The sequence below is a fragment of the Polaromonas sp. P1_F8 genome (assembly GCF_056405635.1).
In genome coordinates, this window is the sequence record NZ_JBFUBS010000008.1 from 55,608 (window position 1) to 81,091 (window position 25,484).

At 62.8% G+C, this 25,484-nt stretch carries 22 protein-coding genes; 15 read left to right on the forward strand and 7 right to left on the reverse strand.

The genetic code is table 11. The features are described from left to right. The first annotated feature begins 3 nt into the window (after nucleotides 1-3). From AC1D1J_RS20675 to AC1D1J_RS20715, 9 genes are all read left to right on the forward strand, one after another. A complete protein-coding gene (locus tag AC1D1J_RS20675) occupies nucleotides 4-798 on the forward strand; it encodes an SDR family oxidoreductase (RefSeq protein WP_477685912.1) in 795 nt (264 codons plus the stop codon). Between the two features lie 3 nt (nucleotides 799-801). Continuing rightward, complete coding sequence (locus AC1D1J_RS20680) at nucleotides 802-1,188, forward strand: hypothetical protein (RefSeq protein WP_477695737.1); 387 nt, start codon at nucleotides 802-804, stop codon at nucleotides 1,186-1,188. Between the two features lie 37 nt (nucleotides 1,189-1,225). Beyond that, the gene (locus AC1D1J_RS20685) at nucleotides 1,226-2,269 is read left to right on the forward strand and encodes a LacI family DNA-binding transcriptional regulator (protein ID WP_477685910.1); all 1,044 of its coding nucleotides are present in this window, start codon (nucleotides 1,226-1,228) and stop codon (nucleotides 2,267-2,269) included. Between the two features lie 166 nt (nucleotides 2,270-2,435). Next, nucleotides 2,436-3,500, forward strand: coding sequence for a Bug family tripartite tricarboxylate transporter substrate binding protein (locus AC1D1J_RS20690; RefSeq protein WP_477695738.1), 1,065 nt, complete (start codon nucleotides 2,436-2,438; stop codon nucleotides 3,498-3,500). 11 nt (nucleotides 3,501-3,511) lie between these two features. Continuing rightward, nucleotides 3,512-4,792, forward strand: coding sequence for a glucarate dehydratase family protein (locus AC1D1J_RS20695; protein ID WP_477695739.1), 1,281 nt, complete (start codon nucleotides 3,512-3,514; stop codon nucleotides 4,790-4,792). Nucleotides 4,793-4,849: 57 nt separating this feature from the next. Next, nucleotides 4,850-6,043, forward strand: coding sequence for an ABC transporter substrate-binding protein (locus tag AC1D1J_RS20700; protein WP_477685907.1), 1,194 nt, complete (start codon nucleotides 4,850-4,852; stop codon nucleotides 6,041-6,043). 123 nt (nucleotides 6,044-6,166) lie between these two features. Continuing rightward, nucleotides 6,167-7,264, forward strand: coding sequence for an ABC transporter ATP-binding protein (locus tag AC1D1J_RS20705; RefSeq protein WP_477686272.1), 1,098 nt, complete (start codon nucleotides 6,167-6,169; stop codon nucleotides 7,262-7,264). Then, complete coding sequence (locus AC1D1J_RS20710) at nucleotides 7,264-8,151, forward strand: ABC transporter permease (protein WP_477685906.1); 888 nt, start codon at nucleotides 7,264-7,266, stop codon at nucleotides 8,149-8,151. Before AC1D1J_RS20705 ends, AC1D1J_RS20710 begins: the two co-directional genes overlap by 1 nt. Next, the gene (locus AC1D1J_RS20715) at nucleotides 8,148-9,005 is read left to right on the forward strand and encodes an ABC transporter permease (RefSeq protein WP_477685905.1); all 858 of its coding nucleotides are present in this window, start codon (nucleotides 8,148-8,150) and stop codon (nucleotides 9,003-9,005) included. The genes AC1D1J_RS20710 and AC1D1J_RS20715 overlap by 4 nt, the downstream gene beginning before the upstream one ends. A 95-nt stretch (nucleotides 9,006-9,100) precedes the next feature. On the opposite strand, the gene AC1D1J_RS20720 is transcribed toward AC1D1J_RS20715, so the two are convergent. The 3 genes from AC1D1J_RS20720 to AC1D1J_RS20730 form a co-directional block, all read right to left on the reverse strand. After that, the gene (locus AC1D1J_RS20720; protein ID WP_477695740.1) at nucleotides 9,101-11,089 is read right to left on the reverse strand and encodes an AAA family ATPase; all 1,989 of its coding nucleotides are present in this window, start codon (nucleotides 11,087-11,089) and stop codon (nucleotides 9,101-9,103) included. Between the two features lie 13 nt (nucleotides 11,090-11,102). Next, nucleotides 11,103-11,339 (reverse strand): hypothetical protein, encoded by a 237-nt coding sequence (locus tag AC1D1J_RS20725; protein ID WP_477669692.1) that lies wholly within the window; start codon nucleotides 11,337-11,339, stop codon nucleotides 11,103-11,105. A gap of 337 nt (nucleotides 11,340-11,676) precedes the next feature. Then, nucleotides 11,677-12,576 (reverse strand): DMT family transporter, encoded by a 900-nt coding sequence (locus AC1D1J_RS20730; protein ID WP_477686271.1) that lies wholly within the window; start codon nucleotides 12,574-12,576, stop codon nucleotides 11,677-11,679. 140 nt (nucleotides 12,577-12,716) lie between these two features. Between AC1D1J_RS20730 and AC1D1J_RS20735 the strand changes: the two genes are divergently transcribed. The 4 genes from AC1D1J_RS20735 to AC1D1J_RS20750 all read left to right on the forward strand — a co-directional run bounded on the left by AC1D1J_RS20735 (nucleotide 12,717) and on the right by AC1D1J_RS20750 (nucleotide 17,800). Next, nucleotides 12,717-13,712, forward strand: coding sequence for a quinone oxidoreductase family protein (locus AC1D1J_RS20735; RefSeq protein WP_477695741.1), 996 nt, complete (start codon nucleotides 12,717-12,719; stop codon nucleotides 13,710-13,712). Nucleotides 13,713-13,825: 113 nt separating this feature from the next. Further along, entirely contained in the window at nucleotides 13,826-15,259 is a 1,434-nt protein-coding gene (locus AC1D1J_RS20740; RefSeq protein WP_477695742.1) for a DUF1800 domain-containing protein, read from the forward strand. Between the two features lie 122 nt (nucleotides 15,260-15,381). Continuing rightward, nucleotides 15,382-16,749: a DUF1501 domain-containing protein gene (locus AC1D1J_RS20745; RefSeq protein ID WP_477695743.1), complete on the forward strand. Its 1,368-nt coding sequence runs from the start codon at nucleotides 15,382-15,384 to the stop codon at nucleotides 16,747-16,749. A gap of 229 nt (nucleotides 16,750-16,978) precedes the next feature. Continuing rightward, nucleotides 16,979-17,800, forward strand: a complete 822-nt coding sequence (locus AC1D1J_RS20750; RefSeq protein WP_477685900.1) for an NUDIX hydrolase — start codon at nucleotides 16,979-16,981, stop codon at nucleotides 17,798-17,800. Here the strand turns inward: AC1D1J_RS20750 and AC1D1J_RS20755 are convergent. The 4 genes from AC1D1J_RS20755 to AC1D1J_RS20770 all read right to left on the reverse strand — a co-directional run bounded on the left by AC1D1J_RS20755 (nucleotide 17,797) and on the right by AC1D1J_RS20770 (nucleotide 23,987). Beyond that, complete coding sequence (locus tag AC1D1J_RS20755) at nucleotides 17,797-19,455, reverse strand: Na/Pi cotransporter family protein (protein WP_457279510.1); 1,659 nt, start codon at nucleotides 19,453-19,455, stop codon at nucleotides 17,797-17,799. The two genes, AC1D1J_RS20750 and AC1D1J_RS20755, sit on opposite strands and share 4 nt — an antisense overlap. Before the next feature lie 56 nt (nucleotides 19,456-19,511). Beyond that, nucleotides 19,512-20,012, reverse strand: a complete 501-nt coding sequence (gene lspA / locus AC1D1J_RS20760) for a signal peptidase II (RefSeq protein WP_477685899.1) — start codon at nucleotides 20,010-20,012, stop codon at nucleotides 19,512-19,514. Further along, nucleotides 20,012-22,831 (reverse strand): isoleucine--tRNA ligase, encoded by a 2,820-nt coding sequence (gene ileS / locus AC1D1J_RS20765; RefSeq protein ID WP_477695744.1) that lies wholly within the window; start codon nucleotides 22,829-22,831, stop codon nucleotides 20,012-20,014. The genes lspA and ileS overlap by 1 nt, the downstream gene beginning before the upstream one ends. Before the next feature lie 121 nt (nucleotides 22,832-22,952). Continuing rightward, entirely contained in the window at nucleotides 22,953-23,987 is a 1,035-nt protein-coding gene (locus AC1D1J_RS20770) for a bifunctional riboflavin kinase/FAD synthetase (RefSeq protein ID WP_457279507.1), read from the reverse strand. 161 nt (nucleotides 23,988-24,148) lie between these two features. Here AC1D1J_RS20770 and AC1D1J_RS20775 point away from each other — a divergent pair, with 161 nt between their 5' ends. After that, on the forward strand, nucleotides 24,149-24,706 hold the full coding sequence (locus AC1D1J_RS20775) for an HNH endonuclease (protein ID WP_092128654.1): 558 nt from the start codon (nucleotides 24,149-24,151) through the stop codon (nucleotides 24,704-24,706). Nucleotides 24,707-24,824: 118 nt separating this feature from the next. Beyond that, entirely contained in the window at nucleotides 24,825-25,436 is a 612-nt protein-coding gene (locus AC1D1J_RS20780; RefSeq protein WP_477695745.1) for a hypothetical protein, read from the forward strand. Nucleotides 25,437-25,484 lie beyond the last annotated feature (48 nt).

Consider the following 25,484-nt stretch of genomic DNA (forward strand, 5'->3'; position numbering starts at 1 on the left):
ATTATGGATTTGGGTATTGCAGGCAAATGGGCGCTGGTCTGCGGCGCCAGCAAGGGTTTGGGTCTGGGTTGCGCTGAGGCGCTGGTGCGCGAAGGCGTGCATGTGCTGATCGTGGCGCGCGGCGAGGAAACGCTGAAGGGCGCAGCTGAAAAACTGAAGGCGGACAAGGTCAAACCCGCGGGCACCAGCGTTCAGTATGTTGCCGCCGACATCACCACGCCCGAAGGCCGGGCCGCGGTTTTTGCGCTGCGCAAGGACTTCGACATCGTGGTGACCAATGCCGGTGGCCCGCCGCCCGGTGACTTCCGCGACTGGGACCGTGACGCCTGGATCAAGGCGGTGGATGCCAATATGCTGACCCCCATTGAACTGATCAAGGCCACGGTCGACGGCATGGCGGCACGCGGCTTCGGGCGCATCGTCAACATCACTTCCAGTTCGGTCAAGTCGCCCATCGACATCCTCGGCCTGTCCAACGGCGCGCGCAGCGGCCTGACCGGCTTCGTGGCCGGCGTGGCGCGTACCAAACTCGCGGCGCAAGGCGTCACCATCAACAACCTGCTGCCGGGCGCCTTCGACACCGACCGCCTGCGCGGCACCATGAGCGGCGCGGCGCAAAAAACCGGTCAACCTCTTGAGGCCATCATGGATGCGCGTCGCAAGAACATCCCCGCCCAGCGCTTCGGTACGCCCGAGGAGTTCGGGGCCATCTGCGCCTTCCTGTGCAGCATGCATGCCGCCTACATGACGGGGCAGAACGTGCTGGCCGACGGCGGGGCCTACCCGGGCACCTACTGAGCATTGAGCGCGCCCTTGAGCCTGGACTACCTCCACTTCGATTACGCGGAAGGCAACGACGGCACGGGCACGCTGGAAGCTATGGCCTCCACCTGGCCCGAGCAGGTGCAGGTCGTGCAGGCCGAGGTCGTCCAGGTGCTGGCATGGGCCCACGCGGAGTTCCCCGGGCGGCGCGGCCCGCTCGAGGAAGGCTTTGACTGGGACTACGACCTGCATGGCATGCAGGAGATGACGGCACCCGAGGCCTTGCACTATGACGAGGCGGCGCATCGCCTGAAGGTGGACGCCGGCAAGCCCGGCAAGCCGCGGCACACGCTGACCCTGTCGCTCAGCGGGATCGCGGAGTTTTGCGATGCGTTCAGGCGGCACTTCGGCCTGGACCAGGATTGAGTGCCGAAGGCACTCAAGTTAGCGTTAACATTCGGGCATGAAGTCACCCACAGAGACGCTGCGAAAAACCAAGCGCGCCCCGCGCCCCGGAACCGGCGGCATCACCCTGAGCGACGTGGCCAGTCTGGCCGGTGTTTCGGCCATCACGGTGTCGCGTGCGCTCAACACACCGGCGGCCGTGTCGCCCGAAACCCTGGAGCGTGTGCGCAGCGCGATTTCGCGCAGCGGCTATGTGCCTAACCTCATCGCCGGCGGCCTGGCGTCCAATCGCAGCCGCCTGGTGGCGGCCCTGGTGCCCACCATCGCCGGCCCGGTATTTCTGGAAACCATACAGGCGCTGACCGACGCGCTGGCCGAGGCCGGCTGCCAGCTGATGCTGGGGCAAAGCGGCTACGGCGGCGCGCGTGAAGACGCACTCATTGATGCCATCGTGGGCCGCCGGCCCGACGGCATCGTGCTGACCGGCATCATGCATTCGCCGGAAGGGCGACGCCGCCTGCTGGCCTCGGGTATTCCCATCGTCGAGACCTGGGACATCACGCCCACGCCCATCGACATGATTGTGGGTTTCTCCCACGAGAAAGTCGGCGCGGCGGTAGCGGACTACCTGTACGACCAGGGCTTTCGCCGGCCCGGCGTGGTCATCGCGGAAGACCAGCGCGCCTTGCGCCGCCGCGCCGGATTTGAGGCGCGGCTGGCCGAGCTGGGCGTGCACGGCATCCCGGTCTGTACCGTGCCTGCGCCTTCATCGCTGGCCAACGGCAGGGCCGGTTTCGCCGACCTGCGCGCGCGTCATCCTGATATTGATGTGGTTTTTTGTGGTTCCGACGTCATTGCCCATGGCGTCATCACCGAGGCCCAGGCATTGGGCCTGTCTATTCCGGGTGATGTGGCGGTCATGGGTTTTGGTGATCTCCCGTTTGCTGCTTTTACCCATCCCTCCCTGAGCACGGTGCGTATCGACGGCACATCCATAGGTCGTCAGGCAGCCCGATTCATCCTCGACGTCGCTGAAAATCGCGACGTCGGCGCGCGGGTGCGAGACCTAGGGTTTCTCATAGTAAAAAGAGCCAGCGCCTGACTTGACGCAAGGCGGGCCTTTATTCTAATATTCATTTGTTAGCGCTAACAAATTGGTTGAGGCAATAGTCAATTAATTTCCTGTTGTCAGGCGGCCCCAGCCCCTTGTTTTGCTAATGCGATGCAGGGCACCGACCTTGCCGCCGGCAAATAAAAAGGAGACAAACATGAGTCAGAACACTGTGCGCGCGCGGCGCGGGTTTCTCAAAACCGCTGTTGGCGCCAGGGCTGCGAGGGCCGCTTTTGTGTGCGTGGCTACGGCCATGGGTCTGCTGGCCCTTCCAGTTCAGGCCCAGACCGACTATCCGTCGAGGGCGATCAAGCTCATTGTTCCGTTCCCGGCGGGCGGCACCAGCGATGTGATGGGACGCATGATCGCGGATGAGCTGACCAAAGCCCTGAAGCAGCCCGTGGTTGTAGAGAACCTTGGCGGTGCGGGCGGGGTCATTGGCACAGAGAAGGGCGTCAGAGCGGTGCCCGATGGCTATACGCTGATACAAACAGGTGTTGGCCAGAATGCGGTGGCGCACGGACTCAACCCCAAGCTCGGCTACGACTCCGTCAAGGATTTCATCCACGTCACGCAGGTCCATTCAGGACCGAACGTGCTGGTGGTCCATCCTTCTGCGCCCTTTAATACCTTCCAGGAGTTGGTCGCTTACGGCAAAGCCAATCCCGGAAAACTGAGCTATGGCTATGTGCCTGCGGCTTCCGGTCACATGGCGATGGAGCTGCTCAAGCAAACCGTCGGCACCTGCTCGGGCGCCAAAAAAGAAAACTGCAAGCCCCTGTTCATGGTGGGCATTCCCTACCGGGGCGGCGGCCCCATGCTGACGGATATTCTCGGCGGACAGATCCCCTTGATGTTCATCAACCAGGACGTGGCGTTGCCGCATATCAAGGCGGGCAAGCTCCGGGCCCTGGCTGTGACCAGTCTGGCGCGCAATCCGCTGTACCCGGACGTGCCCACCATTCACGAATCGGGTTACCCCGGTTTCTCCGCCTTGTCGTGGTCCGGCCTGTCGCTCCCCAAAGGCACGCCCAAGCCCATTGTGGACAAAATAGAAGCTGCCGCTGTCAACGCGATGCAGTCCCCCGCCATCCGCGCGCGGATGGAGGCCAACGGTTTTGTGCTGCCGGCCCAGGGCAGTACGGAATACACGCAGTTCGTGGCACGGGAGCTGGACCGCTGGACGCGGGTCATCAAGGTCGCCGGCATCAAGGCTGAATGATGGTTGGGCGGATGAAAAGTATCAAAATCAGCGCAGTCCGGATCACGCCCATTGCGTTTCGCGATGCGCCGCTGCTCAACGCCAGCGGTATCCACGAGCCCTGGGCGCTGCGCAGCATTGTCGAATTGGAAACTTCGGACGGGCGCGTTGGCATCTCTGAAACCTACGGCGACGAGCCCATGGTGAAAGTGCTGGAGCAGGCCCGTGCCCTGGTCCTCGGCTTGTCTCCGTTTGAGCTGAACGTCATGGAAGAGCGCGTACGCGCAGCCATCAAGCCCGGACACGCCACCGACGGCAGTGTGCAGTTCGAGCTTGCACCGGGCTCGCACACTGCCAAAAATGCCGACAAGGTCATCAGTGCGATGGAAGTCGCCATGCTCGACCTGCAAGGGCAGATCCTGGGCATGCCCGTGTGCGACTTGCTGGGCGGTGCCGTGCGCGCAGAGGTGCCTTACAGCGCCTATCTGTTCTACAAATACGCAGAGCACGCTGACAAACCTTATGCGCCCGACGCCTGGGGCGAAGCCGTTACGCCTGAGCAGGTTGTGAAGCAGGCGCAGCGGATGGTGAGCCTTTATGGCTTCAAGAGCATCAAGCTCAAGGGCGGCGTGTTCCCACCGGCTGAAGAAATCGCCGCCATGAAGGCGCTGTCCAAGGCCTTCCCCGGTGTGCCCTTGCGGCTGGACCCGAACGCCAACTGGTCGCTGGAGACCAGCATTGCCGCCGCAAAAGAACTCGACGACTTGCTGGAATACTACGAAGACCCGGCACCCGGCCAGGAAGCCATGGCCGAGCTGGCCCGGCACTGCCGCATGCCGCTGGCGACCAACATGTGCGTCACCACGATGGATGAATTCAAGCGCAATGCCTCCACGCATGCGGTCAGTATCCTGCTGTCAGACCATCACTACTGGGGTGGCCTGCGCGCCACGGCCTCACTGGCGCGCATGTGCAGTGTTTTCGGGATGGGCATGTCCATGCATTCGAACTCGCACCTCGGCATCAGCCTGATGGCCATGACGCACGCCGCCGCCGCGATCCCCAACCTCACCTATGCCTGCGACACGCATTACCCGTGGCAGGAGGAAGAGGTCATCAAGGGCGGGCGGCTCCAATTCGACCAAGGCGCCGTCAAGGTGCCGACGGCGCCCGGCCTGGGCGTGGAACTCGATCCGGCCAGATTGGCCGAATTGCACCGGCAATACCTGGATTGCGGCATCCGAAACCGCAACGACCTCGCGCAGATGCGCAAGTACCAGCCGGGGTTTTCCGGCATCAGCCCGCGTTTTTAAGAGGCCGCAACGAGCCTCGAATTTTGAGTCCACAGCAACAACGAAGGAGACAAGACCATGACGAAGTTCAAGCATTTGATGTCCCGCCTGGGAGGGGGCCTGCGGGCCGCCGGTGTCCTGGCAACGATAGCGGGCGTTCCGCTATTCACGGCCGGAACGGCCTATGCGGAGCCCGTGACGCTCAATGTCGTCGATGTGGCGGGCAATCTGGCGTTGACGCAGGAGGCACTGGAGAGCTTTGCAGCGAAAAATCCGAACCTGGTGTCGCGCATTACCTTTACCAAGGCGCCCGCACCCGAGCTTCCCGGGAAAATCAGGGCCATGCAGGCGGCCGGCCGCACCGACATCGACCTGGTACTGACCGGCACCGACGCGCTGGCTGCCGGCATGGCGCTCAACCTGTGGGAGCCCATGCTGCCTGCGCACGCGGCCAAGTTCCCGAACCTGATGGACAACTACCTGCCCAGCGCCCGCAAGATGCAGGACCTGGCCAACGGCCAGGCCGTCATGGTGACCTATATGCCTGCAGGCCCGCTGCTCGAGTACAACCCCGACAAGGTCAAGGCACCGCCTAAAACACCGGCTGAGTTGCTGGCCTGGTGCAAGGCCAACCCCAACAAGCTGATTTACGCTCGCCCCGCCAACTCGGGCCCGGGCCGCACCTTCCTGATGGGCTTGCCCTACCTGCTCGGCGACAAGGATCCCAAGGAACCCCTGGCCGGCTGGGACAAGACCTGGGCTTACCTGAAAGAGCTCAACAGCTGCATCGAGTACTACCCCACAGGCACCGGCGCCGTGATGAAGGAACTCGGAGAAGGCTCGCGCGACATGACTGTCACGGTGACCGGCTGGGATATCAATCCGCGCGCGCTGGGCGTGGTGCCCAAGCAATTCAAGGTGGCGGCGCTGGGCGGCTTCACCTGGGTCAATGACGCGCACTACATGGCGATGCCCAAGGGCTTGCCCGCCGCCCGTCAGGCGGCGGTGATGGAACTGATGGCCTACCTGCTCAAACCCGAGCAGCAGGCGCTGACCTATGACTCCGGCTACTTTTACCCCGGCCCCGCCGTGAAAAACGTCCCGTTGACCGCAGCGCCGCAAAAGAGCCAGGACATCATCAAGGAATACGGCCGCCCCGAGTACGCCGACTGGATCGCCAAGCAGCCGCACACCCAGCCGCTGGATGACAAGGCCATGGTCGCCGCGTTCAAGAAGTGGGACCAGGAAATCGGTTCCGGCAAAGGCAAGTAAGAGCCGCACACAAAACCCTCCTGGCGTTGTTGCGTCGCCTTGCCAGGACCGCTTCGCTGGGTTTTGTGAGCAACTCTAAATAACAAGCAAACCCGCGCTGCGGGCGTGAAGAAGGTTTTTGACATGGTGATGCCCAACACCGCGGGACGGCCCGCGGGAAAAAACGAGTTCAGGCAGTTGCGCCTGGACGGCGTGAGCCGCAGCTTCGGCGGCGCCCACGCGCTCGAGAAACTCTCGCTGACCATAGAGCGTGGCGAGTTCATCGCGCTGCTGGGCCCCTCGGGCTGCGGCAAGTCCACCGCGCTCAACTGCATGGCGGGGCTGTTGCCGCTGTCGGACGGAAGTATCTGGCTGGACCAGCAACGCATCGATACGCTGCCGCCCGAGAAACGCGGCTTCGGCATGGTGTTCCAGAACTATGCGCTGTTCCCGCATCTTTCGGTCAGCCGCAATGTGGGCTTCGGCCTGAAGATGCGCGGCATGCCGGCGGCAGAAATCGACAGGCGCGTGGCGGGGGCGCTGGACACCGTGCAACTGCTGGGACACGCGGACAAGCTGCCCGGGCAGCTCTCGGGCGGGCAGCAGCAGCGCGTGGCCATCGCGCGTGCCATCGTCATCGAACCACCACTGATCCTGATGGATGAGCCGCTGTCCAACCTGGACGCCAAGCTGCGCATTGAAATGCGCTCTGAAATACGCCGCATCCATCGCGCCCAAGGCTGCTCCACGGTGTATGTGACGCACGACCAGGACGAGGCGCTCGCCATGGCTGACCGTGTGGTGGTGATGAAGCTGGGTGTGGTGCAGCAGGTCGGCACGCCGCAAGAGGTGTTCGCGCGGCCGGCCACGCTGGATGTGGCGCGTTTCATGGGCTACCGCAATGTGCTGCCGGCCCGCGTGCTGCGCGCGGACGGCGACCATGTCACGGTCGAAGGTGCGGGCGGTGTGCGCCTGTCGGGAACGGCCATGCAGGCATTGACTGACGGCGCCGGTGTGATGGTGGCCGTGCGACCCGACGAGATCGCGATCGGCGAGGGTGCGCATGCATTCCCGGGCACAGTGGAAACCGCGGAGTACGGCGGCCGTGAATGGCTTCTCCAGGTCAGGACGGCATTCGACGATTTGCTCTACGTGCGTTCCGCGCGCGTGGTCTCGCCGGGCGACACCGTGATGCTGGTTGCGGCGCCGGAACGGGTTCTGGTTTATGCGGAGGAGTCCTGATGGCCACGTTTGCCACGCCCTCGCCGGTTAACCGTTCACGCCCGCCGCTGGACCCGGCCGTGATGCTGGTCGCGCCGGCGGCCGCGGTGATGATCATGTTTTTTGTCTACCCCTTCGCCTACGGCCTGCTGCTGTCCTTTCAGCCGGCGCAGGGCGGAGTGCTGCAGAACTACATTCATTTCTTCCAGACGCGCGACCTGTGGAAGACCATAGGCAACACCCTGCAGCTGGCGCTGCCGGCCACGTTGATCAATGTCGGGTTCGCACTGGCGATCGCCTATGCCACGCGGACCAAAAGCCCTTACCAGCGCCTGTTGTCTACCTTGCTGGTGGTGCCGCTGACGCTGGGCACAGTATTGATCGCCGAAGGCATGCTGACCTACTTCGGCCCGCAGGGCTGGCTGGCGCAGACACTGCGCTGGCTCCATCTTTACGAAGGTTCGATCCGGCTCACGCACAACTATTGGGGCGTGCTGATTTCGCTGGTCATCACCGGTTTCCCGTTTGCCTATCTGCTGATCCTCTCTTACATCACCGGTATTGATCCGGCGCTGCCGCGTGCGGCAGCGACGCTGGGTGCAGACGGCTGGAATCGCTTTCGCTACATTTATCTGCCGCTGCTGACGCCCGGGCTGGTCATGGCCTTCTGCCTGAGTTTTGTGCAGGCCTTCTCGGTCTTTCCTTCGGCGGTACTGCTGGGCTCGCCGGCTGGTACCACGCGGGTAATCGCGATTGCTGCCTACGAAGCTGCCTTTGAGCAGTACGACTATTCGCTGGCCTCAGCTGTCGCCATGATCATGGGCCTGGCTCAACTTGCGATCGTCGCTGCGGCGCTGGGCCTGCGCCGTCTGTTCTACCGCGGTCCTGTTACCGGAGGCAAGGGATGAGCGCCGCGGCACGCAACTCCAGCCCGCTGCGCGATCGTGCCTGGCGTGCGTTGATCTGGGGTGTCATCGCCTTCTTTCTGGTCAACGTCGGCCTGCTGATCGTCGCGGTGGCCACCAATTCGGTGGCCACGCGCTGGCTGGGCACCTGGCTGCCCGAGGCCTACACCCTCAGTTGGTATGTATCGGCGTGGAAGGAATTCCAGCTGGGCCATGTGCTGGTGGTCACGGTGGTGGTGGTGTTCTCGGTGGTCTTTTTGTCGCTGCTGATCGGTGTGCCCGCCGCCTACACACTGGCACGCAAGGACTTTCGCGGCAAAAAGTTGCTCACGCTGCTGTTTCTGCTGCCGCTGATGGTGCCGCCGATTACCTACGGCATTCCGCTGGCCACCGTGATGTACCAACTGCACCTGGCCGGCACCTTGCCGGGCGTGATCATCGCCAACATGATTCCGGCTCTGCCTTTTGTGATCCTGGTGATGACGCCTTTTGTCGAGCAGATAGACACCAATATCGAATCGGCGGCGCGCGTCTTTGGTGCCAACACGCGGCAGATGTTCCTCTACACCCTGGTGCCGCTGCTGGCGCCCGGGGTGCTGGCGGCGGGCCTGCTGGTGCTGGTGCGCACGGTGGCGATGTTCGAGCTGACCTTTCTGGTGGCCGGGCCTGACACCCAGACGCTGGTGGTGGCGCTGTACTACGCGGTGTTTGCAGCCGGCGTCCGTGCAGGGCAGTCGGTCGACGCGATGGCGATGATCTACATGGCGATCACGGTGCTGTGGCTGCTGATTGCGCTGCGTTTCGTCAACCCCACGCAGCTGGTCAGCCGCGTCAAGGAGCATCCGGGCAAGGCTTGATGAACTGAACCGGGGCCTGCAAAGATTTCCGTTGGTGGAAATTGGGCGCGGAAAGCAGCTGGGCTGCTCTCCGTGCTTTTTTTTGCCCACGCGGATCATTCCAGCGAGGGCTCCAGCGATGGTGCCATGCCGCCGACACGCCGCATCAGCGCGTGCTGCAGGCCGAACACCTGAAGCTGCTCCGCATACGGCGCAAGCATCTGTTCTTCCTTCGCGATGGCCACGCCCAGGAGGCTGGCCATTTTCTCTTTGCTCACCTGGCCGTTTTCCAGCAGTTCGTCCACGATGCTCAGCAGCAAGGCCGAATCGGCTTTGAGAATCTCCTGCGCGCGCGCGTACGCCTGCGCGAGCAGGGCCTCGATCTCGGCGTTGGTCGGCTCAACATCGGTGTTGAGGTTGTCGTCCATGTCGTGGGTCACGTCGGTGTGGCTCAGCCGGTTGCCGAAACCGAAGTGGCGCACAAAGCGCGCGGCCAGGGCGGTGGCGTTCTTGAAGTCGCTCTCGCTGCCCGTGGTGCAGGCATCGTCGCCGAACACCAGCGCCTCGGCGGCGCGGCCGGCCAGGCCCACGCAGAGGCGGTCCAGGCAGCTTTGACGTGATTCGGCCTTCATGCGCACATAGCTGTTGTAGCCGCCCTCGAAAGACGCCACGTTGATCTTGACTTCCTGCGGCGCATGGCCGAACAGGCGGCCGTAGGCCAGGCCGTGGCCTGCTTCGTGCACGGCCAGCAAGGCCCGAAAGTCGGGGCTGGCGCGCTGCTTGAGCTGGTTGAGGTCCAGTGGCACGGGGTAGGCGATGCTCCCGCCCCCGCACTCGCCATGACTGACGTGCAGGGATTGCGTGGCGGCGTCCAGCCTGACGTGCAGCGTGGTGTCCGCCGGCACATCATGCTCAAACGCCCACAGCACGGCATTCACCAGCGGCGCACTCAGGATGGCGTGAATCGACGAGAACAGCGGGCGTGTGCCCTGGGCCGGGAAGACCGCATTGGCATAAATTCCCTGGTACACCGATTCATTCAGATCAAAAGACAGCCCTGCACTCGCCTGCATTTCACCAACGTACCTGGCACAGGTGCTGCGGATCAGCCGCTCATACGTGGCCTGGCTCAGCGAGGGGTAGATCACGTGGTTGTTCCCCAGCCGGGCGATCTGCTCGGGCTTGAAGCGCTCTCCCAGGGCCTTCTTGACGTCAATGACCGACAGTTTTTTCGTCAGTGCATGAAAGATGTCGGCATCGGTGTCGCAGTCTTCCACGCGTTTGGCGGTTCCCTCATACATCTCGTCGAGGTTGCCCGAAACGATGATGAGCAAGCGGCTGTAATCCGTTTCCCACGAGTCGGTCGATGCCCTGAACGCCAGCATGCGCTCCTGCAGTTGCTGGGGTGTCCAGGTCATCACCTCCTGTAGTGGTTCCTTGAGCTTGAGGCTTTGCTTGAATTCCTGAGCCTGGTAGGGCGAGAGGGCGAACTTCAGCTTTTTGGCCTGGACGCCGTCCTTGGCAGGCTTTTCATCAGCCTGTTCCTCGCGTTCGTGGTCATACAGCGAGAAAGCCAGAGAGGATTCCAGCTCCTGCAGAAAAGACAGCGACGGCGGCAGGCGCCCGTCGGACAGCAGCTGCCACACGTCCTGGTAGCGTTTGACGGCGACCTCATCGCCCTTTTCGTTGATGGTGCGAAAGCGCTGGAATTCATCCAGCACCAGAATGCCAGGTTCGCTCTCGGCAACGGCGGACTCCGCCAGCATGCCGCTGATGGAGTCGGCGCTGCGCCAGCTGCTGCCGTTGCTGAAGCCGTCCATCTGTACTTCGACAAAGCGGTCGTAGAAACCCAGCTTTTGCGCCAGGCGGCGCGTGAGCTGGGTCTTGCCGGTGCCGGTCAGGCCCCACAGGCACACGATCACCGGGCGGCGAATGATGTGGGGCAGTACATACCAGGCGCGCACGGACTCGATCACCCGGTCGATGATGTCGTCAATACCGAACAGCTCGGTCTTCAGCTCGGTGGCGACCAGGGCCAGCTGGGCACTGCGTTCGCGCATGAGTTCGGGCGGCACGCGGGCTGCGGCCGCCGTCTCGGTTGTCATATCGTTCTTCATGTCAGTCAGTCAAATTTTTGAGGGCTTTTTGCAAAGCCACGGTTTCAGCCCGGCGGTGAGCGCCGGCGCTGCGAATATGTTTGCCCGCACCCGACGTGATGGCACGCTGGACGAGGGCCCGCACCACGGGATTGCGCGGTGTTGGTGGCGGCAAGGTCAAAGCCAGCGGCTGCTTCATGCGCCGCAAATGCTTGACCTTGCCTGCGGCAAAGTCACGGGAAAAAGTTTTGGCACTCATGTGCACGCTCCGAAAAAGCAAAACCCCGGCGAAAAATCAGCCTGGGGTTTGCGGAGCGCGCTTCACACGTGAAGGCACGGCACCGACTGCCCGCAGGGCTGGGTATGGTTGGCACCACATCCAGCCGGGGGCAGTGGAGGGTGCGTCAGGTGTGAGTGAACAAAGTCATGGTCTTGAGGGCTTCAAGGTGTTTACTACGCAAGGTTATTCGTTGCGCAGTGGCTCAAAGCAAGGAACGGATTCTGAAGAGCCCGCGTGGGCTTGGCAAGTTTTACGCGACGGTTTTCCGTAATGTGTTGTGAAAATCAAACCACTGCGTCGAGATTCACCGTTCGGGTCAGCGCCGCGACGACACCACGATGCCGCCCACGATCAGTACAAAAGCCAGCGCGTGGTAGAGGTGCGGCAACTCACCGAGGAAGGCCGCCGACAGCAACGCAGCGAACAGCGGTGTGAGGTTGGAAAAGAAGCCCGCAATCGCCGGTCCGACACGCTGTACGCCCATGCCCCAGCAACGATAGGCAATCACCGCGGGTCCCACGGCCACGTACAGCAGGGCTGCGGCCAGCGGCCAGCCCCATTGGACGTGCGCGTTGGTCAACGCCCATTCGCCGGCGGCAAACGCACCCGACCAGGCCAGTCCGAACACGATTTGCGCGAGCAGGAAGGCCGCCCAGTCGCGGCGGATTTCCGCCGGCTCTTTGGGTTGAGACAGCAGCCAGCTGTAAAACGCCCAGGCCAGTGTGGCCAGCAGCACGTAGAGGTCGCCGGGCACCAGTTGCACCTGCATTAAGAGCTCCCACTGGCCCCGCGAGAGCACCACCAGCACGCCAGCAATCGACAGCACGGCGCCGGCGACTTGGCGCTTCGACACAGCCTGGCCAAAAAACAGCGCCCCCACCACCAGCATCCAGATCGGCACGCTGGACGCCACCAACGTCACGTTGAGCGGGGTGGAGGTTTTGAGTGCCAGATACTGCAAGGCGTTATAGCAACCCACGCCCAGCAGGCCAAGAACCGCGAAACGTTTCCAGTGAGACCACAGGCTGCTGCGCGGTTTGAGCAGGCGCCAGGCCAGTGGCAACAGGATCACGAAGGCCAGGGCCCAGCGCAGGAAGTTGAGCGTCATGGGCGGCACCAGGCCAGTGACGAGGCGGCCGACGACGGCATTGCCGGCCCAGAGCAAGGGAGGGACCACCAGCAGCGTGGCGGTGGCGGGCGTGAGGCGTTGGGTCATGACGGGGACTTTATCAAGCACGACCGTTTTCCTCTCACCGCACGGGGTTCAACCCTCGGCGCCTGCGGCCCATTTCGATTCATGGCACCATGTCGGCCACCCTTTTTCTTTCTCCATCTGCAACCTTTGCAAGGAAATCCATGGCCTCCATCACCTCCAAAGCCGTACGCATCAACCAGCACGGCGGACCTGAAGAACTCACACTGGTAGACGTGACGGTAGGCGACCCCGGCCCGGGCGAAATACGCATCCGTCACAAGGCCGTTGGCTTGAACTACATCGATGTTTACCAGCGCAGCGGTGTCTACCCGTTTGCCATGCCGCTTCAGCTGGGCATGGAGGCTTCCGGCATCGTCGAGGCTGTTGGTGAGGGCGTGGCTCACCTGAAAGCGGGTGACCGCGCGGCTTACGCCAGCCAGCCGCCCGGTAGCTACTGTGAAGTGCGTGTGATGCCGGCCAAGTGCGTATGCAAGCTTCCCGACGCGATCTCGTTTGAAACCGGCGCGGCCATGATGCTCAAGGGGCTGACCACGCAGTACCTGCTGCGCCGCACACAACCGCAGGGCGGCCTGCAGTCCGGTGACTACGTGCTGTTTCACGCGGCCGCCGGCGGCGTGGGCCTGATTGCTTGCCAGTGGGCCAAAGCTCTGGGCCTGCAACTCATCGGCACGGCCGGCTCTGACGAGAAATGCGCGCTGGCGTTGTCGCAGGGCGCGGCCTTTGCCATCAATTACGCCAAGGAAGACTTCGTGGCCCGCGTCAAGGAGATCACCGGTGGCAAGGGCGTGAAGGCGGTGTACGACTCGGTCGGCAAGGACACCTTCCTCAAGTCACTCGACTGCCTGCGCCCCTTTGGTCTGCTGGCCAACTTTGGCAATGCCTCGGGCAAGACGCCACCGCTGGACATCGGCATGCTGGCTGCCAAGGGCTCGCTCTACGTTTCACGGCCGACGCTCTTTACCCACATTGCGACGCGTGAGACCACACAGGAAATGGCGGATGAATTGTTTGCCATGGTCACCAGCGGCAAAGTCCACATCCCCATAGACCAGCGCTTTGCCCTGGCCGACGTGGCCGAGGCGCATCGTGCGCTTGAAGCCCGCAAGACCACGGGCTGCACCATCCTGACGCTGTAATCACCGGCCCTGGGGCGGTAAACCTGTGTAAAGCCTGGGGCAGCATTCAACGCAAGGCGCGGTGGATGCGTTACAAGGGGCGAGGGCCTGTTAACAGACCCCAGGAGAACACCATGCCCACAGCGATCACCCAGGCCGGCATGCTCGCGGCCTTCCTGGCTTGCCTCGCCGCTCCGGCAGCGCAGGCCCAGGCCGATGCCGTGCCGCCGCCGGCCAAGCTTGCCGCCACATGGCGCGCCGCTTCGCGCCTGGGGTATGCGCCCACGCCGGCCTCGACGCAGGCCGCCGCGGCCTCACCCCGCGCCTGGGCGTTGCAGCAGCTGGATGTGGCCTATGCCGCAAGCCTGCGCCCTCCCACCCTTCCTGCCGAAATCGCCGGCATCAACGCACCGCTCAATGACATCGCGCGCAGCTTCCAGGCCGAGCGCGAGATGCGCCGGGCTGCGCGCGAAACGCCCAAGCCCGGTATGGCCGCCGCGGCCGATACAGGCGGGGAAAAATTCAGCCGCGAGATGGCCCAGGGCGCGGCCGCCTGGCGGCTGATGTCCTGCAGCGATCCGGCGCTGGAAAATCCGCTGCTGGCCCGCATGACCGAGTTCTGGTTCAACCACCTCAATGTGTTCGTCGGCAAGGGACCGGTGCGCCCCTTTGTCGGCCACTACGAGATCAATGTGATTCGCGCCAACGCCCTGGGCCGTTTTGAAGACTTGCTGCTGGCCAGCGCCAGGCATCCGGCCATGCTGTTCTACCTGGACCAGGCGCAGAGCAACAGCCGCGGCCTCAATGAAAACTACGCGCGTGAGTTGATGGAGTTGCACACCCTGGGCGTGAACAGCGGCTACACGCAAAAAGACGTGCACGAACTGGCCCGCATCCTCACCGGCTGGACGGTGAACCTCAAGGACGGCGAGGGTTTTCGTTTTGCCGAGCGCCTGCACGACAAGGAGGGCAAGGTGCTGCTGGGCCGTACGTTCGGCAGTGAAGGCGTTGCGGAAGGCGAGGAAGCCATTCGCTTCCTGGCACGCCGGCCCGAGACGGCACGGCGTGTGTCCATCCGGCTGGCCAGTTTTTTTGTGGCCGACAAACCCTCGCCCGCGCTGGTTAACCGGTTGGCGACTGCCTTCACGGCTACCCAGGGCGACATCCGCGCAGTGATGCGCACCCTGATCGAATCACCGGAGTTCTGGGCGCAAGACAACCAGTTGTTTAAAACCCCGCTGGACTTTGCCTGTTCGGCGCTCACTGCGGCCGGGGGTGTCAAGGAGCGCCGCGATATCGTGCAAACCCTGGGCTTCCTGGCGCAGGCCGGCCAGCCCATGCATGGCTGGCAAACGCCCGACGGCTACAAAACCGATGCCGGTACCTGGCTTGCGCCCGAGGCTTTGACGCGCCGCGCCGATTACGCCATGGGCCTGGCCCAGCGCACAGCTGAGCCGTCTTACCTCAACGCCTTTTTCAGCATTGCGACGCGCGAGCGCATTGCGCAGGAACCCGCGCAGATGCGCACCGGCCTGATGCTGGCCAGCCCTGACTTCATGCGCAAATAATTCCATGTCCAAATCAAACGTGCACTTTGTCGGCCCGCCTTGCCGTGCTGTAGCACTGTCTGCAGCGGGCCTTCGCGTTCACGCTTGATCTGGACATGGAATATGCCGCAACAAGGACTCCTATGAACCCCAATTTTTCTTCATCGGCGAATCTGCTGCAACGCCGCCGGCTGGTGGGCCTGGGCGCGTTGTCCGCCTTGTCGCTGGCAGCGCCCGGCGTGTGGGCGCAAGCCTTGCCCGCAAGCCGATCAGGCCTGGACGGCGGGCGCCTCATCGTCGTCTTCCTGCGCGGCGCGTATGACGGTCTGTCGGCCTTTGTGCCCTACGCAGACAAGGACTACTACGCTTTGCGCCCCAACATCGCGATTGCGGCGCCCGACGGCACGACGCAAACCGCCTTGAAGCTCGACAGGACTTTTGCCCTGCATCCCGCGCTGGCTCCACTGCTGCCGCTGTGGCAGCAAGGCGTTCTGGGTTTTGTGCCTGCGGCCGGCCTGCCTGCGCCCAACCGTTCGCATTTCGATGCGCAGTACCAGATGGAGATCGCGCAGGGCGGCAAGACCAGCAGCGCACCCGGGTGGCTCAACACCACGGCGGGCCTGGGCAAAGCCGCTGCACCGGGCGCCACCGCTCTCGGCGTGGGCGAGGCCAACCCCGCCATTCTGGGCGGGCAGGCTGCCGTCAGGTTGATCCCTCGCGGCCAGTCGGCCGAGCGCACCGGCGTGCTGGCCAACGACCGAACCCGCCAGGCGCTGATGGACCTGTATGCCGGTGACGACAAGATCAGCGAAGCCTTCCGCCAGGGTGCGGGTAGCCGCATGCAGAGCGCGCAGGAGCTCACGGAACAGAAAAACGCCAGGGCCGAAAAAATGGCGGAAGACAGTAAACGCATGGCAGACAAGCGCCTGGACCGCGACGGCACGCCCGGCAATCCGCAGGCCCTGAATGCGCAAATGCAGGCGGCCAGCAACGGCGCGGCCGACCCTGTGGGCCTGCAACTCGATGCGCAGCACCTGGGCACGCTGATGCGCAACGACCGAAAATTACGCCTTGGTTTTTTGTCGGCCGGCGGTTGGGACACGCATGCCAACCAGGGCGCCGCCACCGGCCAGCTGGCCAACAACCTCGGCAACCTGGCGCGCGGCATCGCGCAGCTGCGCCAGGATTTCTCCGAACCCGGCGACGTGGTCGTAGTGATGAGCGAATTCGGCCGCACCAGCGCCGAAAACGGCACACGCGGCACCGACCACGGCTTTGGCAATGCCATGTGGCTCATGGGCAACCGCGTCGCAGGTGGGCGATGGCATGGCCAGTGGACGGGCCTGGCCCAACTCAACGAAGGCCGTGACTTGCCGGCCCACCATGATTACCGCGCGGTGCTGGCGCAGGTGCTGCGGGGAACCTTTTCGTTTGGCGACGCGCAGCTGGCTGATGTGTTGCCGGGAGCCAGGTGGGACAAGCGCCTGGACGGTTTGTTCGTCAAGGCTTGACCCAGCAGGTCGGGATTTAAGGGTTTTTGCCGTTCTGCCCAATAAGAACGTGCGCAAGCAGCTATTAAATTAATAGCAAATAAACTTCCGGAAGGTGATGCGTCGTGTTTTACCGGAAGGCTTGCAGCGCCGATGGATACGGGCGAAGTAAACTGCTCAGCAGAATCCCGGCTGGCCTGCTGCCCTCCGGTCTTTTGCATATCCACGGCCTGCCTGGCCCCAAGGACGCATGATGATGCCGCCTGCTTTTGATGCCCGATGGCTGCAAGCCCTGCGCGCTGGAGCGATCCAGCCACCGCTGCGCCCACGTGTGCCGCTGTGGGCCGGTGAATCGGTGATCGGCTCGGTGGAGCCCGGCTTCTTCCACAAGCGGGCCCTCCACGCCATGACAGACGGCCACCATCCCCTGCTCAAGGAAGAACACCCCGGTGGCCTGGGCTGGCGCTTGATGGGCGATGTGACCACCAGCCTGAACAAAATCGCGATCGCGCTTCATGAGGCCGGCCTGGCTGGCGCGTGGCGCAACGAGCAGCTCGCGGTGCCCGACCAGTTCGGCCACCGCAAGGGCACGGTGGAGCGCGCGGCTGTGCGGCCGCTGGGCATCACCACGCTGGCGGTGCACCTGGTGGGGCAGTCACCTGACGGGCGCTTCTGGGTGCAGCAGCGTGCTTTCAACAAATCGAATGATCCGGGCCTGTGGGACACGCTGATGGGCGGCATGGTGTCGGCGGCCGATACGGTGGAAACCGCGCTCGTGCGCGAGACCTGGGAAGAGGCCGGCCTGCACACGGCCGCGCTGCAGGCTATGCGCTACGGCGGGCGCCTGGCGGCGCGGCGGCCGGCCACCGACGGCAACGGCGCGGGTTATGTGGTGGAGGACATCGACTGGTATGTCTGCACCGTACCCGAGGGCATGGTGCCCGACAACCAGGACGGCGAGGTCGAGCAGTTTCGCTTGATGGAGGCCGGGGACTTGCTCGAGGCCATGCAGCGCGGCGAATTCACGGCCGAAGCGACGCTGATTCTTTCAGACGCCATGGGCCTTACTTAGGCCTGGTCGGTCAGTGCCGGCTGGCGCAAGCGATTGGGGGCCAGTGCGCCGGCCGAATCCAGGATCGGGTAGGCGATCGAGCAGATGTGCGAGTTGATGCGCTTGAGTTCGCTGATGAGGTCAATGTGCAGCGAGCTGGTTTCCAGGCTCTGCACCGTATTGGCTGATAGCCGACCCAGGTGGGTCGTGGCGTAGGCACGTTCCAGGTCGCGGAAACGGGCTTTTTCTTCCAGCAGCTTTTGCGCGTCGCGCACCGTTCCATTGAGGAACACGCTCATGCCCAGGCGCAAGTTGGCCACCAGGCGCTCGTGCAGTTCGACGATTTCAGCCATGCCGGCGTCCGAGAAGTTGCGGCCTGGTTTGATCTTTTTGTCTTCGATATCGATCAGTACGCGCTCGATGATGTCGCCGATCTGCTCCATGTTGATGGTAAAGCTGATGATGTCTGTCCAGCGGCGGCTTTCTTCCTCGGCCAGTGCTTCGCGTGAAATCTTGGTGAGGTAGTACTTGATCGACGAATACAGCTCGTCGACGGCATCGTCCATCTTGCGCAGGTCTTCGGCCAGCTTGAGGTCGTTCTTCTGGATGACCGCCAGCACGCCCAGCAGCATGGTTTCCACCACGTCGGCCTGGTGCAGCGCTTCACGGGCCGCGCAGGAGATGGCCAGGGACGGCGTGGCCAGTGCGGAAGGGTCGAGATGATGGGGGCGGCCGCCGGCCTTGTTTTTGTCGGGCTTGGGCAGCAGCTTTTCCACCCAGCGCGCGATCACCTGCGTCCAGCCAATGAATATGGCACCCACCACCATGTTGAAGGTGAGATGGAACAGCACCACCACGGTGGCGGCTTCGCCGAGGTAGGGGCGCACGTGGCGCAGCCACAGGCCGATGAAGGGCGCCGCGACGATGATACCCAACAGCTTGAAGAACAGGTTGCCCAGCGGAACCTGCCGCACCTCAACGGCCGAGCGCAGTGTGGTCAGCACCGCCAGCAGCCCGCTGCCGAGGTTGGCGCCCAACACCAGGCCCAGCGCCACGTCGATGGGAATAACGGCCGAGGCGGCCAGCGTGGCCGTGAGCAGCACGATCGCCAGGCTGGAATACGACACCACGGCCAGGAAGGCACCTGCGGTGATTTCGAGCAGCAGGTCGCTGCTGAGGGAGCCCAGCAGGGCTTTCACGGCCGGTGCCTGTGTCAGGACTTCGGTGGAGGCCGTGACCAGCCGCAAGGCCAGCAACATCAGGCCCAGGCCGATCAGCACCCGGCCGAAGCGGCCGACATTGGTGTCCTGCCGCGAGATGAACAGCACGACGCCGACAAAGATAAAGAGCGGCGACAGCCAGGACAGGTCAAAAGAGAACACCACGGCCATCAGGCTGGTGCCGATATCTGCCCCCAGCATGACGGCCAGCGCCAGTGGCAGGGTGACCAGGCCCTGCCCGACAAATGACGAAACGATAAGGGAGGTGGCGGTGCTGGACTGCACCAGGGCCGTCACCCCAATGCCCGAGACGGCCGCAGCCAGCCGGTTGCTGATGCTGACCGCCAGCACGTGGCGCAGATTGGCACCGAACACCCGCAGGATGCCGGTACGAACGAGATGGGTGCCCCACACGAGCAGCGCAATGGCTGCCAAAAGATTCAACAAATGCTTCATAAGGTCGGAACCACTATACCCTTGAACCGGATGGCTGCAAGCGGTTCGGCTCCTGTTTATCGGGTACGCCGAACCCGGAGCAGCTCATCCAGGATGAGGCAAACCGCGCCAACGGTGATGGCGGCATCGGCGATATTGAACGAAGGAAAATACCAGCCGTGCCAGTGGAACTGCAGGAAATCCACCACATAGCCATGCAGGGTGCGGTCAACGACATTGCCGACAGCGCCGCCCAGGACGCAGGCCAGCGCGAAGGAAAACAGTTTTTGCCCGGCATGCGAGCGCAGCATCCACACAATAAAGAGCGCCGCGGCAACCCCGATGGCGGTGAAAAACCAGCGCTGCCAGCCAGAGGCTTCGGCCAGAAAAGAAAACGCCGCACCGGTGTTGTGCACCCGCACGACATTAAAAAAGCTCGTCACATAGGTGGAGTCGCCCAGGCGGTAGTAGCCCAGGATCAATACCTTCGTGAACTGGTCAGCGATCAGGATCAGCAGTGCCAGGCCCAGCCAGGGGAGCATGCTGCCCTCTGATTTGATGAAGGTCATCTTGGCCATCAGGCGAACTTCCTGTCTTCACCGGCACCATACAGGTTGCTGGTGCAACGGCCGCAAATGGTCGGGTGGGCGGGGTCGTGTCCCACGTCACTCCGGTAGTGCCAGCAGCGCTCGCATTTGATGTCAGAACTGGCTGAAACCCGCGTTGATACTGCGCCAGCAGCTATTAAATCAATAGCGGATGTGATGAAGACAAATTTGAGATCTTCACCGAGCGAGGCCAGCAGTGCATGGTCTTCGGCGGCCACTTCCAGCGCGACATTGGCCTGCAGCGAAGAGCCTACCTTGCCGTCGGTGCGCAGGGCTTCGATGTCCTTGTTGACCGTGTCGCGGATTTCGCGGATGCGTGACCACTTGGCCAGCAGCGCGGCGTCGGGCGCGGGGAACTCGGCATAGGTTTCCATGAAGATGGACTCGGACTGCCCGAACACCTTCCACGCTTCTTCGGCTGTGAAGCTCAGGAAGGGCGCCATCCAGCGCAGCATGGCGTGCGTGATCTGCCAGAGCGCAGTTTGCGCACTGCGGCGGGCCAGCGATTTGGGGCCGGTCGTATACAGCCGGTCTTTCAGGATGTCGAGGTAGAAGGAGCCCAGGTCTTCGCTGCAATAGATCTGCAGCTTGGAGACCACCGGGTGGAATTCATACACCTCGTAATGCGCCAGGATGTCGGCCTGCAGTTGCGATGCACGGCTGAGCGCGTAGCGGTCGATTTCCAGCATCTGCTCAAATGGCACGGCGTCTTTGGCCGGGTCGAAGTCGCTCACGTTGGCCATCAAGAAGCGCAGCGTGTTGCGGATGCGGCGGTAGGCGTCCACCACGCGGGCCAGGATCTTGTCGTCGATGCCCAGGTCGCCCGAATAGTCGGTCGAGGCGCACCAGAGGCGGATGATCTCGGCGCCCAGCTTGTCGCTCACCTCTTGCGGTACCACGACATTGCCTTCGCTCTTGCTCATCTTGCGGCCCTTGCCGTCGACGGTGAAGCCGTGCGTGAGCAGGCCCTTGTAGGGCGCATGGTCGTACATCGCGCAGGCGGTGAGCAGTGACGAATGGAACCAGCCGCGGTGCTGGTCGTGGCCTTCCAGGTACAGGTCGGCCGGCCAGGTTGATTGCGCGGCGTGGCTGTGACGCAGCACGTGGTCGTGCGTGGTGCCCGAGTCAAACCAGACGTCGAGGATGTCGGTGCTCTTGATGTAATCCGGCGCATCGGCGCCGATGATGGACTCGGCCGTGGCCTTGCTCCAGGCCTCGATGCCGCCGGCCTCCACCATGGCGGCTGCCTGGTCCATGATTTCCATGGTGCGCGGGTGCAGCTCGCCGGTGGCGGTGTGGATGAAAAAAGGCAGGGGCACGCCCCAGTTGCGCTGGCGGCTGATGCACCAGTCGGGCCGGCCGGCAATCATGTCGCGCAGGCGGACTTTGCCGTTTTCCGGGTAGAAGCTGGTTTCTTCGATGGCGGCCAGGGCCAGCTTGCGCAGGGTTTGCGGCGCTTTGTCTTTGGTGAAAACGCCTTCGCCCTCGTCCATGCGCACAAACCACTGGGCCGCCGCGCGGTAGATCACCGGCGTCTTGTGGCGCCAGCAGTGCGGGTAGCTGTGCAGGATGTCTTGCGTGGCAAAGAGTCGTTCGTGCTCACGCAGCTTGTCGATGACCAGCGGTGCCGCCTTCCAGATATTGAGCCCGCCGAACATCGGCAGTTCGTCGACATAGCGGCCGTTGCCCTGCACCGGGTTGAGGATGTCGTCGTAGGCGATACCGTTGGCCACGCAAGAGTTAAAGTCTTCCACCCCATAGGCGGGCGAGGAGTGCACGATACCGGTGCCGTCGTCGGCGGTGGCGTAGTCGGCCAGGAAGACCGGGCTGAAGCGCCGGTAGCCTGCATCGACGTCATAAAAGGGATGCTGGAATTTCAGCAGCGCCAGGTTTTTGCCCAGCGTGGTGGCCAGCACGGTGCCAGTGAGCTGGTAGCGCTCAAGGCATTTCTCGACCAGCACGGAGGCCAGCAGCAGGATGCCGCGCTCGGTGTCGACCAGTGCGTATTCGAGCTCGGGGTTCAGGTTGAGTGCCTGGTTCGCCGGGATGGTCCAGGCGGTGGTCGTCCAGATCACCGCGAAGGCGTCTTTGGCCAGGCTCTTGAGGCCGAAAGCGGCCGCGAGCTTCTCCGGCTCAGCGCACTTGAAGCCGACATCCAGCGTCTGCGACTTCTTGTCGGCGTATTCGATCTCAAATTCGGCCAGCGACGAGCCGCAATCAAAGCACCAGTACACCGGCTTCAGGCCGCGGTAGACAAAGCCGCGCTCCATGATGCGTTTGAGCGCGCGGATTTCATTGGCCTCGTTGGCGAAGTCCATCGTGCGGTAGGGGTTGTCCCATTCGCCGAGAACGCCCAGGCGCTTGAAGTCGGCCCTCTGGCCCTCGATCTGCTCGGTGGCGAAGGCTCGGCTCTTGGCCTGCACTTCGTCCCTTGGAAGATTGCGTCCGTGCAGTTTTTCGATGGCATTTTCGATGGGCAGGCCGTGGCAGTCCCAGCCCGGCACGTAGATCGCGTCCAGGCCCTTGAGCTGGCGCGCCTTGACGATCATGTCTTTCAGGACCTTGTTGACGGCGTGGCCGATATGGATCTTGCCGTTGGCATAGGGTGGGCCGTCGTGCAGCACGAACCTGGGCTTGCCGGCGCGCACGTCGCGCAGCTTCTTGTAGATGCCTTTTTCGTCCCATTCCTTGACCCAGCCTGCTTCGCGCTTGGGCAGGTCGCCGCGCATCGGGAAGGGTGTGTCGGGCAGGTTCAGGGTGCTGCGGTAATCGGTTTTGGTCTCGGACATGGGATGCTTTTGGAATGCTGTTGTTAGGGCGGCCTGAAAAGGCGGGCCGCCGGAAATACGGTGGGGAAGTAAGCCGCTCGCCAGTGGAAGGCAAAGCGAGGGCCAGAGGCGACGAGATCGTCTAAATTCGGTCGCGCGTGGTCTGGCGGCTGGTTTCCGTGTGCATCGAAGCCGAAAACGACTTGGGCGGCTGGGCAAAAAACGCCCGCGCTTCGTCACAGTCTTTGGCAATGCCTGTTTTCAGGCTGTCCAGGCTGTCGTATTTCAGTTCGTCGTGCAGTTTGTGCAGCAGTTCCACACGGATGATTTTACCGTATGCCCCCTCGGAGCCCAGGCTGGTCGGCCATTCGAGGCAGTGGGTCTCCAGGAGCACGCGCCCGCCGTTGATGTCTGCAGGGTCCAGCGAGGGCCGGATCCCCAGGTTGGCTACGCCGGGAATGGGCTGGTCGGCCAGGCCGTAGACCTGCACCGCAAAAATCCCGCTGGCCGCCGGTTTCCAGTGGGAAAACCGCAAATTGAGGGTGCGAAAACCGAGGTCACGGCCCAGCTTGCGGCCATGCACCACATGGCCGGAGATGCTGTAAGGTCGCCCCAGCAGGCTGGCCACACGGGTCATCTGGCCCCGCGCCAGCGCCTCGCGCACGGCCGAACTGGAGACCCGGGTGTTGCTGACCTCGTAGCTGTTCATGCGGGCTACGTCAAAGCCCAGGCGCTCGCCGGCGGCGTCCAGCATGGCGTAGTCGCCCACCCGTTTGGCGCCAAAGCGGAAGTCGTCGCCCACCAGCACGTACTTCACGCCCAGGCCTTTGAGCAACACATCTTCAATAAACGATTCGGCCGGCTGGGATGCGAGTGCTGCGTTGAAGGGCAGCACAACGCATTGGTCGATGCCGCAGCGCGCCAGCTCGGTCAGCTTGTCGCGCAGCGTGGCGATACGTGCGGGGGCCAGCTCGGGTTTGCGGGCCACGCCGGCGAAATAGTCGCGTGGATGCGGCTCAAAACTCATGACGCAGCTGGGGACGCCGCGGTGCTGTGCCTCATTTTTCAGCAGCGCCAGCATGGCCTGGTGGCCGCGGTGCACACCATCGAAATTGCCGATGGTCAGGGCGCATTGCGCCGCCAGCTGGGGATGGTGGTAGCCGCGGAAAATTTTCATGGGGCAATTATCGTTTTTATAGCGCTGGAGGCCGTCTCAACGGGGCTTCAAAGTGGTTTATGGGGGATTTGAACCTGTTTGCCATGATTTCACTGTATATTGATACACAGTCAGCCGAACGCCGTGTTTCCATGCGTCATCCACCATGATGGAGGTTCGTTTTGAAGGTCTTGAAGCTCTCAGCCCAGGGGTTGCCGCAATCCTGGATCAGCCTTGAACAAGCCGTGTTGCATTACGCGGCCGACGAGGTGCGCTGGGAGATGGGCGCGCGGGTTGTCACCTTCCATGGCGGTCACAACGCCATCACGGGTGAGCAATCCATCATCACCGTCAACAGCATCATCGGCACCAAGGGCGTGCCCAACATCAACCCGTTTGACCTGAAACCGGGCCTGACCAACGGCAAGCTGTTTGCCCGTGACCGCAATGTGTGCGCCTACTGCGGCGGTCATTTCCATGAAGAAGATCTGACGCGCGAGCACATCATCCCGTTTGCTCAAAAAGGCATTGATACCTGGATGAACGTGGTCACTGCCTGCCGCGCCTGTAACCACCGCAAAAGCAGCCGTACGCCCGAGCAGGCCCACATGCCGCTGCTTTACACGCCTTATGTGCCTAGCCTCTGGGAAGATTTCATCCTGCGCAACCGCCGCATCCTGGCGGACCAGATGGAGTTTTTGATGGCGCATATTCCGAAAACGTCACGCCTGCACGCGTGACGCTCCGGGCTTTGTCGCGCCTGCATGCGTGGCAACCCGCTTCTCACAGCAAAACGGTAGGGGCGACTTTGCCAGAACCAATTTCATGCATAAATGTGCAGCAATCAGGGCTCCCCTAATGTCCGTGAACGGTTTTTTCAGATGGAAAACAAATTGTTATCCGATCCTTGGAACAGTTACCCGCACATTTGCCCTCCTACTCGCGACCGCAAGTGGCATCACTTTGGCTACTGCCGGGATGCTTCCTACCGAGGAGGTGCTCCTCGGCGCAGCTGAAGCGGCGCGGCTGGAGCAAAGAGTTACGTTCAGCCGCCAGGATGTGGTCATTCAGAACGTTGAGGTACGACGGACGACGCTTGGCAAACCCGTCTTTCTATCAGCGAAAGTATCTTCAACGGCATACGAGGAAGGCAGTCGTTATCGCCGGTATGAGGTGGTGTTTTGCAGATATATGGAAGGTTGGATCTGCGAAGCTCCTCGGCCTTATGTCGAGGTGCAGGGAAAGACGCATGTTCATGTGGGGGCTGATGTATCCAGTGATGTCGTCGTCAAGATCTACGACTTCCTAAATGCCGATAGTGCTCGGCTCAGTAGTGTTTTTTTTCAAAATGGAATGTACAGCGCCGGAATTGGTCGCGGTGGATGTACAACCGGAGTGCCTTTAATTCCGACCCAGGAGGGTTTCAAATACGCTGGAGTCGACGTGCCGCGACCCGTGATGTGTCACTGATATGTTTGGATGTTTTTCGCGCACAGCCCGCGTCTACCGCCTTGAATC

Excerpts from the sequence above, each read along its gene's own strand:
- AC1D1J_RS20675 (WP_477685912.1), top strand. The coding sequence starts at position 4 with ATGGATTTGGGTATTGCAGGCAAATGGGCGCTGGTCTGCGGCGCCAGC.
- AC1D1J_RS20685 (WP_477685910.1), top strand. The coding sequence starts at position 1,226 with ATGAAGTCACCCACAGAGACGCTGCGAAAAACCAAGCGCGCCCCGCGC.
- AC1D1J_RS20690 (WP_477695738.1), top strand. The coding sequence starts at position 2,436 with ATGAGTCAGAACACTGTGCGCGCGCGGCGCGGGTTTCTCAAAACCGCT.
- AC1D1J_RS20695 (WP_477695739.1), top strand. The coding sequence starts at position 3,512 with ATGAAAAGTATCAAAATCAGCGCAGTCCGGATCACGCCCATTGCGTTT.
- AC1D1J_RS20700 (WP_477685907.1), top strand. The coding sequence starts at position 4,850 with ATGACGAAGTTCAAGCATTTGATGTCCCGCCTGGGAGGGGGCCTGCGG.
- AC1D1J_RS20705 (WP_477686272.1), top strand. The coding sequence starts at position 6,167 with ATGGTGATGCCCAACACCGCGGGACGGCCCGCGGGAAAAAACGAGTTC.
- AC1D1J_RS20710 (WP_477685906.1), top strand. The coding sequence starts at position 7,264 with ATGGCCACGTTTGCCACGCCCTCGCCGGTTAACCGTTCACGCCCGCCG.
- AC1D1J_RS20715 (WP_477685905.1), top strand. The coding sequence starts at position 8,148 with ATGAGCGCCGCGGCACGCAACTCCAGCCCGCTGCGCGATCGTGCCTGG.
- AC1D1J_RS20720 (WP_477695740.1), bottom strand. The coding sequence starts at position 11,089 with ATGACAACCGAGACGGCGGCCGCAGCCCGCGTGCCGCCCGAACTCATG.
- AC1D1J_RS20725 (WP_477669692.1), bottom strand. The coding sequence starts at position 11,339 with ATGAGTGCCAAAACTTTTTCCCGTGACTTTGCCGCAGGCAAGGTCAAG.
- AC1D1J_RS20730 (WP_477686271.1), bottom strand. The coding sequence starts at position 12,576 with ATGACCCAACGCCTCACGCCCGCCACCGCCACGCTGCTGGTGGTCCCT.
- AC1D1J_RS20735 (WP_477695741.1), top strand. The coding sequence starts at position 12,717 with ATGGCCTCCATCACCTCCAAAGCCGTACGCATCAACCAGCACGGCGGA.
- AC1D1J_RS20740 (WP_477695742.1), top strand. The coding sequence starts at position 13,826 with ATGCCCACAGCGATCACCCAGGCCGGCATGCTCGCGGCCTTCCTGGCT.
- AC1D1J_RS20745 (WP_477695743.1), top strand. The coding sequence starts at position 15,382 with ATGAACCCCAATTTTTCTTCATCGGCGAATCTGCTGCAACGCCGCCGG.
- AC1D1J_RS20750 (WP_477685900.1), top strand. The coding sequence starts at position 16,979 with ATGATGATGCCGCCTGCTTTTGATGCCCGATGGCTGCAAGCCCTGCGC.
- AC1D1J_RS20755 (WP_457279510.1), bottom strand. The coding sequence starts at position 19,455 with ATGAAGCATTTGTTGAATCTTTTGGCAGCCATTGCGCTGCTCGTGTGG.
- lspA (WP_477685899.1), bottom strand. The coding sequence starts at position 20,012 with ATGGCCAAGATGACCTTCATCAAATCAGAGGGCAGCATGCTCCCCTGG.
- ileS (WP_477695744.1), bottom strand. The coding sequence starts at position 22,831 with ATGTCCGAGACCAAAACCGATTACCGCAGCACCCTGAACCTGCCCGAC.
- AC1D1J_RS20770 (WP_457279507.1), bottom strand. The coding sequence starts at position 23,987 with ATGAAAATTTTCCGCGGCTACCACCATCCCCAGCTGGCGGCGCAATGC.
- AC1D1J_RS20780 (WP_477695745.1), top strand. The coding sequence starts at position 24,825 with ATGTCCGTGAACGGTTTTTTCAGATGGAAAACAAATTGTTATCCGATC.